This window comes from Rathayibacter sp. AY1A5 (assembly GCF_002930875.1).
GTDB lineage: Bacteria > Actinomycetota > Actinomycetes > Actinomycetales > Microbacteriaceae > Rathayibacter.
This window is the reverse complement of record NZ_PSTM01000002.1, coordinates 54,895-70,051: the sequence shown is the minus strand read 5'-3', so window position 1 is coordinate 70,051 and position 15,157 is coordinate 54,895. Positions and strand designations below refer to the sequence as shown.

The following is a 15,157-nucleotide window of genomic DNA, read 5'->3' as shown; positions in this document are numbered from 1 at the left end:
TGCGGACTCCCCTGCCCGGGCCTCCTCCACCGCGCTCACGCGCCCGTCCGCTCCAGCGCGTCGGGCAGCTCCTCGAGCCAGGCCGCCCGGTCGGCGTCGAGCGGGGCCAGCGGCAGCCGCCCCAGCCCGTCCGGCAGCGGGATCGCCGCGAGCAGCGCCCGCGTGTACGGGTGCAGCGGGCTCTGCCACACCGTCTCGGTGTCCCCCGACTCCACGACCCGGCCGCGGTACATCACGAGCACCCGGTCGGCGATGCGCCGGACCACCGAGAGGTCGTGCGAGATGAACAGCATGCCCGCGCCGGCCTCGACGCTGAGCGAGCGCATCAGCGCGGCGACGCTCGTCTGGGTCGAGGCGTCGAGGGCCGAGATCGGCTCGTCGGCCACGAGCATCCGCGGCCGCGCCGCGAGGGCCCGCGCGATGGCGATGCGCTGCTTCTGGCCGCCGGAGAACTCGTGCGGGAACCGGCTCGCCATCGCCGGGTCGAGCCCGACGCGGCGCAGCCAGTCGGCCGGATCCGAGCCCTCGGCGCCCCGGGCGAGCGCCGCCCGGACGCCGTCGCCGATCTGCTCGCCGATGCGGCGACGGGGGTTGAGCGAGGAGTTCGGGTCCTGGAAGACCATCTGCACGCCGGTCATCGCCGGACTGCGCCGACGGAGTCCGAGCGCGGGCACGTCGACGCCGTTCAGGCGAACATCGCCGCCGCGGCGCTTTTCGATGCCGACCACCGCGCGCGCGAGGCTCGACTTTCCGCAGCCGCTCTCGCCGACCAGCGCCACGACCTCGCCGGCCGCCACCCGGAAGCCGACCCCGTCGACGGCACGCAACGGCGGTCGCCGCCCGTACTCGACCACGATGCCATCGGCCTCGAGAACCACTCCCGCGCTCATCGCGCACCCCTCTCGACGTCGCCTGCCGTGGCCGCGCCCGGATCGTCCGCGGCGGCGGCCCTCTCGTGCCCCTCGACGAGCTCGGCGACCAGCTCCTCCGGGCTCTCCTCGAAGCTCGAGCCGGGCAGAGCCGCGAGCAGCGCCCGCGTGTACTCGTCCTCGGGTGCGGTGAACAGCCGCTCGCGCGGAGCCGACTCCACGACGAGCCCCTGGCGCATCACCGTCACCTCGTCGGCCACGGCGCTCATCACGCCGAGATCGTGGGTGACGAGCAGGATGCTCAAGCCGCCGTCGTCGACCAGCTCCCGCAGCAGCTGCAGCACTCCGGCCTGCACGGTCACGTCGAGCGCGGTCGTCGGCTCGTCGGCCAGCAGCACGGAGGGCTCGCACGCGAGCGCCACCGCGATCGCGATGCGCTGCCGCTGACCACCGGAGAACTGGTGGGGGTAGCGCCCGAGGGAGGCCCGGGCGTCCGGCACCCGCACCCGCTCGAGCAGGGCCTCGGCCCTGGACCGCGCGGCCTCCTTGCTGAGACCGAGGTGGTGGCGCAGGTGGTCGGTGAGCTGGCGGCCCACGGTGAGCTGCGGGTGCAGGCTCGTCGACGGGTCCTGGAAGACCATGGCGACCCGGCGTCCGCGCACCGTGCCGAGCACCTGCCGGGACGCGCCGACGAGCTCCGTCGTGCCGTCGCCGGTGTCGTCGGCGAGGCGGATGCTCCCGCTGGCCGTCATCGATCCGGGCAGCAGTCCGAGCACCGCCAGGGCGGTCATGGTCTTGCCCGAGCCCGACTCGCCGGCGAGACCGTGGATGCCGCCGCGGCGCAGCGCCAGATCGATGCCGTCCACGACGGCGTGGCTGCGGGTGCGGATGCGCAGCCCGCTGATGGTCAGTGCGTCGCTCACAGCGTGGCGCCTCCTCCGCGGATCGTCTGCGACCGCGGGTCCAGGGCGTCGCGCAGGGCGTCGCCGACGAAGTTGAACGCGATGACGACGGTGAGGATGGCCAGGCCCGGGAAGACCCCGATCCACCACGCATCGAAGTTCTGGATGGCGTCCGACACCATCGAGCCCCACTCGGCGGTCGGCGGCTTCGCGCCGAGCCCGAGGAACGACAGGCCCGACAGCAGGAGGATGGCCGTGCCGATGTCGAGGCTCGCCAGGACGAGCACCGGGCCGACGATGTTGGGCGCGATGTCGCGGACGAGGGAGCGCAGCGGCGAGAAGCCGAGCAGCTGGCCGGACACGACGTAGTTCGACGAGCGGAGGCCGAGGACGAGACCGCGGGTCAGCCGGGCGTAGGACGGCCACGACACGATCAGCGCCGCGAGCACCGCGTTCAGGAGCGACGCTCCGAGCGCGGCCGCGATCACCATCGCCAGGATGACCGTGGGGAACGCCATCACGAGATCGGTGATGCGCATCGCGACCTCGTCGACCGCACGGCCGAGGAATCCGGCGACGGATCCGACGATCGCGCCGATCAGCACCGACATCACGACGAGCAGCAGGGCGAGCGGGATCGTGACCCGGGCACCCCAGATCACCCGCGAGAACACGTCCCGGCCGAGCGCGTCGGTCCCCATCAGCGTGCCCTCGCCGGGAGCCTGGAGGAGGGGCAGGTCCTGCGCGAGCGGATCGTGCGGGGCGATGACGGGGGCGAGCACGGCGATGAGGATCCAGAGCACGCCGACGGCGGCGCCGAGGAGTCCGAGCGGCGCCGACCAGCGACCCAGGCGCAGGCGGGGGCGGCGCAGGCGGAGGCCGGGGGCGGCGACCGGGTCGAGCACTCCGGCACCGACGCCGTCGCGCGGACCGGCCGGAGCGCCGTCGCGCGGGTCGGACCGGGTGGTTCGCGGATCCGTCACGAGGCCAGCCTCACTCTCGGGTCGAGCACGCCGTACAGCAGGTCGACGATCAGGTTCACGAGCAGGTACATCACGCCGATGAGCAGGCCGACGCCCATGATGCCGCGCAGGTCGAGGTGCGACGCGGCCTGGTAGGCGTAGGAGCCGATCCCGGGCCAGCCGAAGACCGCCTCGACGAGCACGGTGCCGCTGAGCAGGCTGCCGAAGGCGAGGCCCACGACGGTGAGGATCGGGATGCTCGCCCCGCGCAGCACGTAGGAGAAGGTGACCGCGCGGTTCGGCAGCCCCTTCGCGCGGGCGGCCCGCACGTAGTCCTGGTCGAGGATCTCGAGCACCGCGGTGCGCACGAACCGGGTCAGCAGGCCCACCGTGTAGAGCGTCAGGACGAGGACGGGGAGGAAGAGGTGCGACGCCGCGTCGAGGAAGGTGTCGAGCTGGCCGGCGAGCAGGGCGTCGACCGTGTAGAGGCCCGTCACCGTCGGCGGCGTGGTGAAGTCGCTGCTCAGCCGGCCGGATCCCGGCGCGATCCGGAGCTGGAAGTAGAGGACGTAGTAGAGGACCAGCGCGAGCCAGAAGGTCGGCACGCTGAGGCCGGCCAGCGACACGACGCGCAGAACGTGGTCGGAGGCCCTGCCGCGCCGGTAGGCGGCGACGGTGCCGAACAGCACGCCGATGATCACGCTGAGCACGATGGCGCCGAAGGCGATCTCGAGGGTGGCCGGCAGCGCCTTCGCCAGGTCGGCGACCACCGGGTTGTGCGTGGTGGTGGAGACGCCGAGGTCGCCGTGCAGCAGGTTGCCGAGATAGGTGAAGTACTGCACGACGAGCGGCTGGTCGAGACCGTACTGGGCGCGGAACTGCGCGACGATCTCCGGATCCTCCGCAGCGCGCTGGCCGAGGGCGGCCGCCACGGGGTCGCCCGGCACGAGGTTGGTCAGGATGAAGGTGACGAGGGTCACGCCCACCACCAGCAGCAGCGAGGTGAGCACGCGGCGGAGCGCGTAGCGGAGGAACGGGTGGGCCGCCCGGCCCCCGCGCTGACGCGGGGTCCGGACGGCCGTCGTGGTGGTGGACACGGGCTACTGCGCGGCGAGGGCCGCGATGTCGATGGTCCACACCGCGTTGTAGACGACACCCGAGACGTCCTTCGCCGCGGCGATGTTGTTGCCGGGCTGGAGCAGCGGGATGAAGGGGCCGTCGGCGTTCAGCGCGGTCTGCAGCTCCTCGAAGCGCGACTGGCGCTCGTCGTCGCTGCCGCCGGTGGCCGCGGCGTCGGCCAGCGCCGAGATCGCGGGGGCCGCACCGTCGGTCCAGCCGGAGCGGAGGCCCACGACGTCGCCCGGGGTGAAGACGAGGTAGTCGCTCGGGTCCGGGTAGTCCGGGCCCCAGTACCAGAGGCCCATGGTCTCGGTGCCGTTGCGGTAGGCGTCGAGCTCGGTGGCGACGGGGGCCGGTGCGAGCTCGACGGTGATGCCGGCGTCCTTCAGCTGCGACTGGATGCGCTGCGCGATGGTCGGGAAGTCGATGCCGTTCAGGCTGATGTCGCTCGGGAAGTTGAGCGTCACGGACTCGCCGGCGTAGCCGCTCTTCGCGAGGTCCGCCTTCGCGGCGTCGAGGTCCTGGGTGAGCGCGCCGCTCTCGGGCAGGGCGCCGAGCAGCATGCTCGGGATGACGCCGGACGCCTGGGCGGTGCCGTTGCCGGCGATCGAGACGAGGTCGTCGTAGTCGACGGCCTCCTTCACGGCCTTCACGAAGTCGGGGTTCGACGTGATCGCCGAGACGCTCGGGTTCTGGTTGAGCAGCAGGAAGATCACGTTCGCCGACGGGTCGCTGGTCACCGCGACCGAGTCGCCGAGCGCCTCCGCCTGAGTGCCCGAGAGGTCCAGCGCCACATCGGCGCTGCCGCCCTCGACGTTGATCTTCTGGGTCGCACCCTCGACGTTCTGGATGACCACGCGGCCGTAGCCCGGGGCGTCGCCGTCGTAGTTCTCGTTCGCGGTCAGCACGACCTGCGAGGCGAGGTCGAGCGTGTCGAGCACGTACGGGCCGGAGCCGGCGGAGGTGGTGTTGAGGAACGTCTCGGCGGTGTCGGTCTCGTCGGTGGTGCCGCCGTTCTCCTTCACGACCTTCGAGTTCAGGATGCCGAGCGCCGGGTTCGCCAGGATCGCCGGCAGGGCGGGCGTGGGGTTCTCGGTGGTCAGCACCACCGTCGTGTCGTCCTTCTTCGTGACGGTGACGCCGTCGAGGAGGAACGAGGGGTTGCCCTTGAGGCCGATCACGCGCTGCAGCGAGAACACCACGTCGTCGGCGGTCATCGCGGTGCCGTCCGAGAAGGTGTGCTCGCCGTTCAGGGTGAGGGTGAAGGTCTTCGCGTCGTCGGCCTGCTCGAGGCTCGCGAGGCCGTCGACGACCTGCGAGACGTCGCCGCCCTCGAAGGTGAGGAGGGTCTCGTAGAGCGCCTTGTCGACCATCTGGCCGGTCGGCTCGTACATGCGGCCCGGGTCGGCGGTCTTGAGGTCGAACGCCTTGTTGATGGTGAGCGTCGCGCTGCTGCCGTCGGCGGTGTCGACGCGGCCCGAGGAGCAGCCCGCCACCAGAAGGGCGAGGGAGACCGCCGCAGCGGCGATCACCACTCGCGTCGGGGCGGAGCGCGGGGTGCGGGTGGAGCGGACAACCATGGAGGCCTCCTGGCGAGGGTTCGGCTGGACGTGTTGCGAAACGATGGCACATCGCGACGCACTCCGTTTCCAGAGGGCCGCTATCGTGGACGAACTGCCGCCCGCAGCGACGAAGGAGTGGATTATGTCGATCACCGATCCGGCCGCCGGTGCGGTCGCTGGACAAAGCGCGGGCGGGCTCGACGACCTCAATCTGCGCATCCTCGCCGTCCTGCGCGAGAACGGGCGCATCTCGATGTCCGCCCTGGCCGAGCGGGTGAACGTCTCGCGGGCGAGCGTCTACAACCGGGTCGAGCAGCTGACCGCATCCGGCGTCATCACCGGATTCTCGGCCCTGGTCGATCCGGGGAAGGTGGGGCTCGACGTCTGCGCCCTGGTGTTCGTGACGGTGCATCCGCAGTCGTGGCACCGGTTCCGCGAGGGCATCCTCCAGATGCCCGACGTGGAGTACTGCTGCATCACGACCGGCGAGCACGACGCGATGCTCCTGGTCCGCTCGCTCGACATCGGCGGCGTGCACGACTTCGTCACCGGCGTGGTCGCGGCCCGGCCCGAGGTGAAGTCGGTGGTCTCGGTCGTCGTGCTCGACGAGGTGGTGCGCAAGGCCTACCTGCTGCCCTCCGACATCCCCGACCGCTCCGGATCGACGAACCGGCTCGGCATGACGCGGTTCACCACCGCCGGGAACGGCCGCGACGCGGCGCGCTGAGCGTCAGACCTCGACGCAGATGCTGACGTGGTCGTCGCCGTCGATCTCGAACTCCTCGACGAGCCGTAGCAGGCCCTCCCCGTCGAGCTCGACGCGGCTGCCGCCGGTGCCGCTGACCACGGTCCCGCCGTCGATCAGCTGGTGCACGAACGAGACCTGCAGGGCGTCACCCGTGCGCGTGCCCACGAACCGGCCGAAGGTCACGGTGTCGCCGACGTAGTCGCCCCAGACCACTCCGTCGCGCTCGGAGTAGTGGAACCGCGACGGCGACTCCGGGTCGACCGCGCTGTTGGTCGAGGAGGTCATCACGAACTCGCGGCCGTCGAGACTGGGGGCGGTGGTGGCGTCGTTCACGTCATGGAGTATGCCGGAGAGGTCGAGGTGTCCTGGCCGCACGCCGGTTTCGTCTCGTTCTTCGGGTCCGCGACCCCCGGGGCTGGACGAAAGCGCCGTCTGCGGGTCTCTCGACGGTCCATTCGTCTGCGATCCTCCGCCGCCCGTCCCGATCCACCGAGCGACTCCGGGATCGGACGGGCGATCTCCGCGGACAGGCGGCGGCGAGGCGTCCGGACTTCCCTTGCCGCCTCGATACTCCATCGGCTCGTCCGTGATCGGAAACTTTCCCGTACTCTCAGGACCCGTACGGGGAATGAACCGGGGGCTCATTCGCATCCGGTTCGAATTCGACATCTTGGGGGCTCAATGGATCCGCAGCAATCGGTGAACAGTGATCGCGCCGTGTGCGCCCACGCGAGGAGCGGCGGATGACCGGGTCGAGTGCGACCGGCGCCGTGGTGAAGCGCCCCGAGTCGCGGGAGTGGATCGACTTCGCCAAGGGCGTCGCGATCAGCCTCGTCGTGCTCTACCACTCGTCGTTGTTCCTCGGATTCTTCGACCTCGCGGGGTACGTCCCGAAGCTCCGGACCGTGCTCCTCTACTTCCCCATGCCCGTGTTCTTCTTCATCGCGGGCCTCACGGCCGCCCGGATGCTGACGTGGACGTTCGCCGAACTGTGGCGCCGCAGAGTCCTCGCGCTGGTGTACCTCTACCTGCTGTGGTCGTTCATCCGGGTCGTCTTCTACCTCATCGTCCCGTTCTCACGGTCGGAGGCGACCTCGCCGACGGACCCGCTCAACGTGCTGGTGCTCCCCATCCTGCCGTCGAGCAGCTACTGGTTCATCTGGGCTCTCGCGATCTTCAGCATCCTCGCCTGGCTGATCCGCAAGGTGCCCCGATGGATCCAGCTCTCGGTGGCCGGGCTGCTGGCCGTCGCGGCGACGACCACCGGCCTGCTGGACACCGACAACATCGGCTGGGACCGGGTGCTCCAGAACTTCATCTTCTTCCTCGTGGCGATGTTCATCCCCCGCACGTTCTACCGCTTCGCCGCTCGCGTGAAGCTCTGGCAGGCGCTCGCGCTCGCGGTGGCCTACCTCGGCATCATCGCGGTGATCGTCGCCTTCGACGCCAACCGCATTCCGGGCGTCATCCTGATCGCCAGTTCGGTCGCGATCATCGCGGGCATCGCCGGCTCCCAGTACCTCGTCAAGGTCCGCGCACTGAAGATCTTCGTCACCATGGGGCAGCAGAGCTTCCAGATCTATCTCCTGCACCTCTTCGTGATCGCGGTCGTCGTCGCATTCGTCCCCCTGCTCGGCGAGACGAATGTCCCGCCCCTTCCGGCGACGGTCTTCCCGGTCGCCCTGACGGTGTTCTCCCTCTGGGCGTCGCTGTTCATCTTCCAGTCGCTGCGGCGCTTCTCCTGGCTGTGGGTGAGCCCGTTCAGCACCGGCAAGTCCCAGAAGAAGCGCCTCGCCGCCAGGAATGCGAGATCAGCCGAGGTCCAGCCCACCGCGGTCGAGTCCGCAGCTCCTGTCGCCCCGGCCGATGAGCCCGCTGACGCGGGGACTGCGGGCAGACCGGAGAAGGACTGACCAGCGAGCACCTCCCGGGCGACTCCCCGGGCGACCCTTCTGCAGGCCCGAGTCGTCTCGGGCGCTGGTGAGTCCGCGTCAGACCGGGCCGGCCCGCACTGCTCGGTCTCGGGCGAGCCGAGGGAGCAGTCGGACGAGGACGACCATGCCGACGAGTTCCACGAGGGTCTGCGTGACGACGACGACGGGCGCGAGCGACAGCGGTGCCGGGAGCGCGAGTGCGAGGGGCAGCACGACGAGCGAGTTGCGGGTCGCGCCGCTGAACACGAGGGCGCGCGTCGCGGGCACGTCGAGTCGGAAGACGCGTCCAGCACCCAGCCCCAGAGCGGTCATGACCACGAGGAATCCCGCGTAGAGCGGGACGAGGACGAGAAGCCGGCCGGCCGAGGCGGCTACGGCGCCGGACTGGGAGGCGACGACGGTGAAGAGCGTGGCCGTCATGAGCGGCACCATGAGCCCGAGCATCGTGGACTCGACGATCCGGCCGGACACGTGTCGGCGCGCCAGGGCCTGCACCAGCCCGGCCGCGGACAGCGGCACCACGATCAGCAGCAGGAATGCCCGCGCGAACGGACCGGCGTCGACCACCGCCACCCCCGCAGGACCGATGAAGAGCAGCAGATACACGGGGAGGAGGAGGATCTGCGCGAGCATCAGCAGCGGTGCGGCGGCGAGCAGCCGGTCGGACGCCCCTCCGGCGAGCCCGGCGAACACGATCACGTAGTCGATGCACGGCGTCAGGAGCACCAGGAGGACCCCGAACAGCAGCACCGGAGTGTCGGCGACGAATCGGGACAGCCCGTAGGCGACGAGCGGCACGACGACGAAGTTCAGCACCCCGACCGCGACGAGGAAGCGGCCGTCGCGCAGAGACCGCGCGATCGCGGCGAACGGGACCCCGAGGAACGTGGCGAACAGCAGCAGCGCGAGGACCGGTTCGATCGCGACCTCGAGGTGGTGCGCGGCGGGCAGCAGCAGTCCGAGAGCGGCGCCGGCGGCGATCGCGGCGAGGTAGAGCGGGATCTGGCGGTGCTCGACCCAGGCGACGAACGCTCTCACGACAGCAGGCCGGCGAGAAGAAGGGGCACGGGTGCAACGGTAGAGGTCCGAACCGCTTGAGGGTCGCTGCTCTGCCGCTCGTCGCGGCGGAGGGGCTTCTCCTTCGACCCCGCCCCGGTGAACGGACCGGGCCGAAACCTTCGACGATGCGGCCCAGCCAGGATCCGCTCCCGCACGGTCCTCCCCCGTGGGACGCGCGCCCAGGACAAGACGCCGTCGACAGCTCTTTCCCGCGTCACTCGCGGTCCTGCTCATAAGCTTTCGCAACTTCTGGTGCAGAGGTGTCGGAAAGATACGAACGCATCATGTCGCATCAGGCGCGAAAGGCTCGAACAGCTCAGAGGTATTGAGGCCTCGGCCAGTTAATGCTTTAATCCACATCGAACCGGTTCGATGATCTATGCAGCACTGTGCGGACAGGTTCGACCAATCGCTCGATCAATGGAGATACAGCAGATGAACAGATCCATCGCTCTACGCGAGACGCCTCCCACGGATGCCGACCGGCGACAGCGCCGTCGGATCCGCGGGCGTCGTGTCCTCGCAGCAGTCGTCTCAGCGGCGGTCGTCGCAGCGGGGAGCGTCCTCGCCGTGGGCGCTCCCGCGGAAGCGGCACCCGGAGCCGCAGCCACGCTCGTCGTGGAGGCCGACCAGCCCTTCCGTCCCGTCACTCACATGGCCAGCGGGTCCCTGTACGGACTGGCGAGCGCCGGCGTCCCGTCCCTCGACAAGATCCTTCCCATCAAGCCGCACACCTTCGTGCAGAAGCCCGAGGGGGGCACCCAGCAGCCGACCGGTGACGCCCTGTCGGTCGCCGACACCGCGAAGTCGGCCGGTGCGGGCGTCGTCGTCCGCCTGGTGGACTACCTGCCCGGCTGGCCCTATCGATACGACAAGGCCTCCTGGCTCCCGGCCGTCGAGAAGATGGTCCAGGACACCCAGGCGTCCGGCAAGACGAATATCGTCGCCTATGCCATCTGGAACGAGCCCGATATCACCTGGCAGGCGTCGAACGGCTCCTTCTTCGATCTCTGGACCGAGACCTACCGTCTGATCCGCACCCTCGACCCCGAGATGCCGATCCAGGGCCCCGCCTACTCCGACAACATCACGAACATGCGCGCGTTCTACGAGCACGCGAAGGCGACCGACACCCTCCCGGACGTCCTCGAGTGGCACGAGCTGATCCGCTCCTCGAAGATCAAGGGCGACGTCGAGAAGGTCCGGGCCATCCTCGACGACCTCGACCTCCCCGAGCCGCCCATCGACATCACCGAGTACGCGGCACCCGCCGAGGTCGGCCTGTCCGGCCCGCTGGTCGGCTACATCGCGAAGCTCGAGCGCTACGGGATCACCCGCGCCGAGCTCCCGTTCTGGAACCAGTCGGGCGCCCTGGGCGACCTCCTCACCGGACGGAACGGCGACCCCAACGGCGCGTACTGGCTCTACACCTGGTACGCCCAGATGAGCGGCCAGATGGTGACCACCACGCCGCCGTCGAACGAGAGCCCGCTCGACGGCGCCGCCTCCGTCAGCGACGAGGGCGACGAAGTGCGCGTCATCGCCGGCGGCAACACCGGAGCCACGTCCATCAAGGTCAACGGGCTCGACGAGCTGTCGCTCGGCTCGAAGGTCGACGTCCAGGTGGACTTCACCGCCTCCTACGGCCGCACGGTGAAGACCGACGGCCCGGTCACCATCTCGAACACGACCTACGAGGTCGCCAGCGACGGATCGATCACGGTGCCCATCGTGATGAACCCGACCTACGGCTACCAGGTGATCGTCACCCCGGAGAAGAGCCCGACCAGCCTGGCGGGCGACTACACCGTGGACAACGCGAACTCCGGTCTGCAGCTCGCCACGCAGGGCGGCGCGACCGCGAACGGGACGCCGGTCGTCCAGGCCGACTCCGCGACCTCGACCGGACAAGCGTGGAGGATCACGGCAGCGGGCCAGGGCCTCTACCGCGTCATCCACACGCCCAGCGGACGCGCCCTGACCATCGCCGGCGCCGCAACGTCCAACGGAGCAGCCGCGGTGATCGCCGACGCGAACGGCGGAGACGAGCAGCTGTGGCAGCTCATCCCCGACGGGAAGGGGAAGGTCCGCCTAGCGAACTACGCGACGGGCAAGACGCTCGGGGTCCTCAACCTGAGCAAGGACGCGGGCGCTGCGGTCATCCAGTGGTCCGACGGCGCACCGACCTCCAACTGCCAGGTCAGCGGAGCCCGCCAGCCGGGCAGGTTCGGCACGGCACTGGACTTCTGCAAGACGGCGTCGTACGGGTCGCTCCCCAGCGGAATCGTCAGCGGACTCACCGGCGACTGGTCGGTCTCGACCTGGATCAAGCCTGCGTCGCTGACGAACTACTCCCGCGTCTTCGACTTCGGCACGGGCCAGAACGTCAACATGTTCCTCACCCTCAACGCCGGGGGCGCCGGACCGCGGTTCGCCATCACGAACACCGGCGCCGGGGGCGAGCAGCGACTGACCTACGGCGGTCAGAACTTCCCGCTCAACCAGTGGTCGAACGTGGTCGTCACCGTCTCGGGCACGCAGGGCACGATGTACCTCAACGGCACGGTCGTCGCCACGAACCCGAACATGACGGTGAAGCCGTCGGCTCTCGGGAACACCAACCGGAACTACCTGGGCAAGTCGCAGTACGGGGACCCGGCCTACGACGGCGCGATCGACGACTTCGCCGTCTACGACCGGGCGCTGTCCGCGGCCGACGTGGCCGCTCTGGCCGGCGGCCGGGCGGCGGCGGGCACCGTCGCGCAGTACGCGTTCGACGAGGCGTCCGGAGCCGCGCTCCAGGACTCCTCGGGGAACAACCGGAACGGGACCATCGTGCTCGGAACCGACGGAGCCACCACCAGCACCGCGACCGACGCCCAGACCGCCGACCGGTTCTGGACGCTCACGCCGGTCGCCGTCGCCGACACGACCAAGCCGGCGGTCACGCTGGTGTCGCCCACCACGGCGGGCCCCTTCTCCGCACTGGCCGTCCAGGTCGACGCGACGGACGACCGCGGACTGAAGCGCATCGTGGCCAACATCTACAAGGACGGCAAGCTCGTCACGAGCACGCAGTCCCCGGTCGCCGGTGGAGCGAGGACCGGATCGCACTCGGCCACGGTGCAGCTGCCCGACGGGAACTACACCGTCAAGTACAACGCGGAGGATCTCGCGGGCAACATCGCGCCCACGAAGACCTTCGCGGTGACGCTGGACAGCACGGCGCCGACGGCCACGGTCAAGACCGAGCCCTCCTTCACCACCGGTGAGAAGGGCGTCTACGACCAGGTGAGCTTCAAGCTGTACGACGCGGGCAGGATCGACAGGGCGGTCATCAACGGTCGCGTGAAGGATCTCACCGACAACGCGTGGTCCGACGTGAACTTCATCAAGCCGGGCGTCTTCGGCGCGGTCAAGGGTGCCAACACCATGGTCGTCCACGACGTCGCCGGGAACACCACCACCGTCCAGTTCACCCTGAACTGACCCGGACCTCGAGGCGCCCCGTATCCGTACGGGGCGCCTCGAGCGTGTGCGGGGCATGCCACGGCAGGCTGGGCGCAGCTGGGGCGCCCCCCACCCGGACCGGCAGCGGCCCCTGGATGCAGGAGCATGAGGTGCGACCGCCGCGTGCTCTCCTGCACCTGAGCGGAGAGCCGGCAGCAGTCCGACCGGTCCTCGCCGTCCGACAGCCTCCGAGGAGAACGACAGTGGCCACCATCGCAGACGTCGCCCGCGAAGCGGGCGTCTCCCGCAGCACCGCGTCCTACGCGTTCTCGGGCAACCGCCCGATCTCGGCCGAAGTGCGCCGACGAGTGCTCGCTGCGGCTCGTCGCCTGGAGTTCACGCCCAACGCGGGCGCGCGATCGCTGGCGACCTCGCAGACCCGGGTCATCGGCCTGCTGGCGCAGTTCCTCGAGGACGAGTTCGCCCCCGCGATGCTGCAGTACACCCTCGGCGTCTCGAACATGGCCCGCGAGCTCGGATACGACATCCTGCTGGTCACCGACGCGGACGGCACGAGCGCACTGCGACGCATCAGCGACTCCCGCATGGTCGACGGGATCGTCCTGCTCAATGTCGCCGTGGACGATCCGCGGCTGGACATCCTGCGCAACGCCCGGCAGCCCGGCGCCCTCGTCGGCCTGCCGAGGGACTGCTCCGGCGTCGACGTCTTCGACCTCGACTTCGAGGAGACCGGTCGCGCGATGATCGAGCACTTCCACGCCCTCGGGCATCGGGAGCTCGTGCTCGTGTCCCCGCCCCAGCACGTCGTCGATCGCGGCGGCGCCTACGTCTGGCGCCTGCAGGACGCCGCTCTCGAGGCCGCCGACGCCCACGGCATCCGACTGCACACGTCGTTCGCGCCCTCCACCCAGCCGGACGTCGGCCGAGCGCTCGGAGATCTGCTCGACGCGCACCCGCGGGCGACGGGGCTGCTCGTCAACAACGAGGCGGCCGCAGCGGCACTTCCGAGCGTTCTGGGAGCGCGGAGCACGAGGAGCCCGGAGGACGTCTCCGTGCTCGGCCGGTTCTCGGAGGAGTTCGCGCGCACCTTCTCGCTCCCCTACTCCTTCGTGGAGAGCGCACCCGACCGGCTCGGGAGCATGGCGGTGCGTCAGCTCGTCCGCCGGATCGAAGGCGCGACCGACACCGAGGAGGCGTACGTCGTGCGCCTCCTCGGCCCTGAGATCGTCGAACGCGGCAGTACGGCGCCTCCGCGTCCGACTCCCGCGGCCTGAGCGGACGACCTCGCCCGGGCGCCCTCTCCCTCCACCCGGGACCACGACCACGAGGCGTCGGCAGCGGACCGCAGGAGGGCGTCGGGACCCCGGAGTCCGGCAGCAGTCGCGACCAGCGAGAGCATCAGCCGCGGATTCAGAGGTCGTCGAGAACCTCCCGAAGGATGCGGGTCAGCGCTGTCGTCCTCTCGTGGTTGGTGGCCGATCCGAACGTGTAGTGGGGCATCCTCCTCACGAACGACCGGGCGTCGGGTCCGAGAGCCTTCTCCAGTGCTTCGGCGATCCGGGTGTCCGGTCCTGTGCCCGACAGCCATTCGAACGCGGCGTCGCCCATGCCGACCACCACCGGCGTCCGGCCGTCGGCTCCTTCGCGACAGGTGGTCAGCTCCCAGGTCAGCAGCTCGGCGCAGCGTTCGACGTGGTCCCTGCCCGCCTGCTGCTCGTCGCGCAGAGTCGTCCGAAGAGCCCCCGCGTCACGGGTCGGAACCAGTTTGAAGACGTCCGACATGTAGGCGACAGGCGCACTCGAGTCGAGGACCTCGTCGTAGGCGGCGCGCACACTGTTCCGGAGTGCGCCGTCGCCCCGATGACCGGGCGAATGGAAGGTCTGCCAGAACGTCGGGTCGGAGGGAGGGTTCTTCCCGCCCCAGTTGATCGCGAACAGCACGACGGATGTCGTCATGGGCTGCAGCTCGACGAACTCCTCGGGACTGCTCGCCGTGACGGGGCCGGCCAGGTCACCGCGCTCGCCCCACCTCGCCCAGGACGTCGCGTGCCCGAGCTTCCAGCCCCCTCCCTCGACATCGGGATGGCTGATGTCCTCGTCACGCAGGGCCTGGTACGTGGCGTAGTCGACAGGCGGGAAGCTCATAGCGGTCCTCTCGGGGCTGCAGGGCCCTGCCTCGGTGGCAGGAGGAGGGCGTGAGACCGGGCGTCTCGATCCAGAGGCTATCGAGACAGTGGTCTTGTCCGTCCCTCGTCCTCGAGTCCCTCCGGAGCGTCGTGCCGACCTCCGATCGGCGGAACGGTCGACGGCCTTCCGGCACCACGAGCACGGGCCGGGCGGACGACAGGTCTCGCTTGACGCAGCGGCTCGCGCCCCGCCGTCGCGATCGCCACCGCCCGCTGGACCAGTACCCTGTCGCCTCGCACCGCGTGGACCATCACCACCGCGACCGCCGCCGCGGGAACCCTGGGCCTGGCGCTCGCCGCCGACACTCCGTCCGCCCTCGCGGCCTGCCTGCTCTTCGGATGGGG

At 70.2% G+C, this 15,157-nt stretch carries 12 protein-coding genes; 4 read left to right on the top strand and 8 right to left on the bottom strand.

The annotated features are described in order from the left end of the window. Nucleotides 1–35 precede the first annotated feature (35 nt). From C5B98_RS01610 to C5B98_RS01590, 5 genes are read right to left on the bottom strand one after another with little or no spacing between them, the layout of a single operon-like run. Nucleotides 36–890, bottom strand: coding sequence for an ATP-binding cassette domain-containing protein (locus C5B98_RS01610; RefSeq protein ID WP_104239496.1), 855 nt, complete (start codon nucleotides 888–890; stop codon nucleotides 36–38). Beyond that, nucleotides 887–1,792, bottom strand: a complete 906-nt coding sequence (locus tag C5B98_RS01605; protein ID WP_104327197.1) for an ABC transporter ATP-binding protein — start codon at nucleotides 1,790–1,792, stop codon at nucleotides 887–889. Before C5B98_RS01605 ends, C5B98_RS01610 begins: the two co-directional genes overlap by 4 nt. Then, the gene (locus C5B98_RS01600) at nucleotides 1,789–2,754 is read right to left on the bottom strand and encodes an ABC transporter permease (RefSeq protein ID WP_258063303.1); all 966 of its coding nucleotides are present in this window, start codon (nucleotides 2,752–2,754) and stop codon (nucleotides 1,789–1,791) included. Before C5B98_RS01600 ends, C5B98_RS01605 begins: the two co-directional genes overlap by 4 nt. Then, nucleotides 2,751–3,830 carry an ABC transporter permease gene (locus tag C5B98_RS01595; protein WP_104223257.1) on the bottom strand — a complete coding sequence of 360 codons (1,080 nt, stop codon included), beginning with the start codon at nucleotides 3,828–3,830 and terminating at the stop codon, nucleotides 2,751–2,753. Before C5B98_RS01595 ends, C5B98_RS01600 begins: the two co-directional genes overlap by 4 nt. A 3-nt stretch (nucleotides 3,831–3,833) precedes the next feature. Beyond that, the gene (locus C5B98_RS01590) at nucleotides 3,834–5,432 is read right to left on the bottom strand and encodes an ABC transporter substrate-binding protein (protein ID WP_104327196.1); all 1,599 of its coding nucleotides are present in this window, start codon (nucleotides 5,430–5,432) and stop codon (nucleotides 3,834–3,836) included. 124 nt (nucleotides 5,433–5,556) lie between these two features. Here C5B98_RS01590 and C5B98_RS01585 point away from each other — a divergent pair, with 124 nt between their 5' ends. Beyond that, nucleotides 5,557–6,141: an Lrp/AsnC family transcriptional regulator gene (locus C5B98_RS01585; protein ID WP_104223259.1), complete on the top strand. Its 585-nt coding sequence runs from the start codon at nucleotides 5,557–5,559 to the stop codon at nucleotides 6,139–6,141. A gap of 3 nt (nucleotides 6,142–6,144) precedes the next feature. Here C5B98_RS01585 and C5B98_RS01580 read toward each other — a convergent pair whose 3' ends face one another. After that, nucleotides 6,145–6,495, bottom strand: a complete 351-nt coding sequence (locus tag C5B98_RS01580; protein WP_258060307.1) for a hypothetical protein — start codon at nucleotides 6,493–6,495, stop codon at nucleotides 6,145–6,147. A gap of 410 nt (nucleotides 6,496–6,905) precedes the next feature. On the opposite strand from C5B98_RS01580, the gene C5B98_RS01575 reads away from it, so the two are divergent. Next, on the top strand, nucleotides 6,906–8,075 hold the full coding sequence (locus C5B98_RS01575) for an acyltransferase (RefSeq protein ID WP_104260246.1): 1,170 nt from the start codon (nucleotides 6,906–6,908) through the stop codon (nucleotides 8,073–8,075). Nucleotides 8,076–8,153: 78 nt separating this feature from the next. On the opposite strand, the gene C5B98_RS01570 is transcribed toward C5B98_RS01575, so the two are convergent. Further along, nucleotides 8,154–9,134 carry an arsenic resistance protein gene (locus C5B98_RS01570; protein ID WP_258063404.1) on the bottom strand — a complete coding sequence of 327 codons (981 nt, stop codon included), beginning with the start codon at nucleotides 9,132–9,134 and terminating at the stop codon, nucleotides 8,154–8,156. A 675-nt stretch (nucleotides 9,135–9,809) separates the two neighbouring features. Between C5B98_RS01570 and C5B98_RS01565 the strand changes: the two genes are divergently transcribed. Both C5B98_RS01565 and C5B98_RS01560 read left to right on the top strand, forming a co-directional pair. Beyond that, the gene (locus C5B98_RS01565) at nucleotides 9,810–12,644 is read left to right on the top strand and encodes a LamG-like jellyroll fold domain-containing protein (protein WP_219814422.1); all 2,835 of its coding nucleotides are present in this window, start codon (nucleotides 9,810–9,812) and stop codon (nucleotides 12,642–12,644) included. A 224-nt stretch (nucleotides 12,645–12,868) separates the two neighbouring features. Then, nucleotides 12,869–13,900: a LacI family DNA-binding transcriptional regulator gene (locus C5B98_RS01560; protein WP_104260243.1), complete on the top strand. Its 1,032-nt coding sequence runs from the start codon at nucleotides 12,869–12,871 to the stop codon at nucleotides 13,898–13,900. Nucleotides 13,901–14,036: 136 nt separating this feature from the next. Here C5B98_RS01560 and C5B98_RS01555 read toward each other — a convergent pair whose 3' ends face one another. Continuing rightward, entirely contained in the window at nucleotides 14,037–14,771 is a 735-nt protein-coding gene (locus C5B98_RS01555) for a hypothetical protein (protein WP_104223263.1), read from the bottom strand. Between the last annotated feature and the right edge of the window lie 386 nt (nucleotides 14,772–15,157).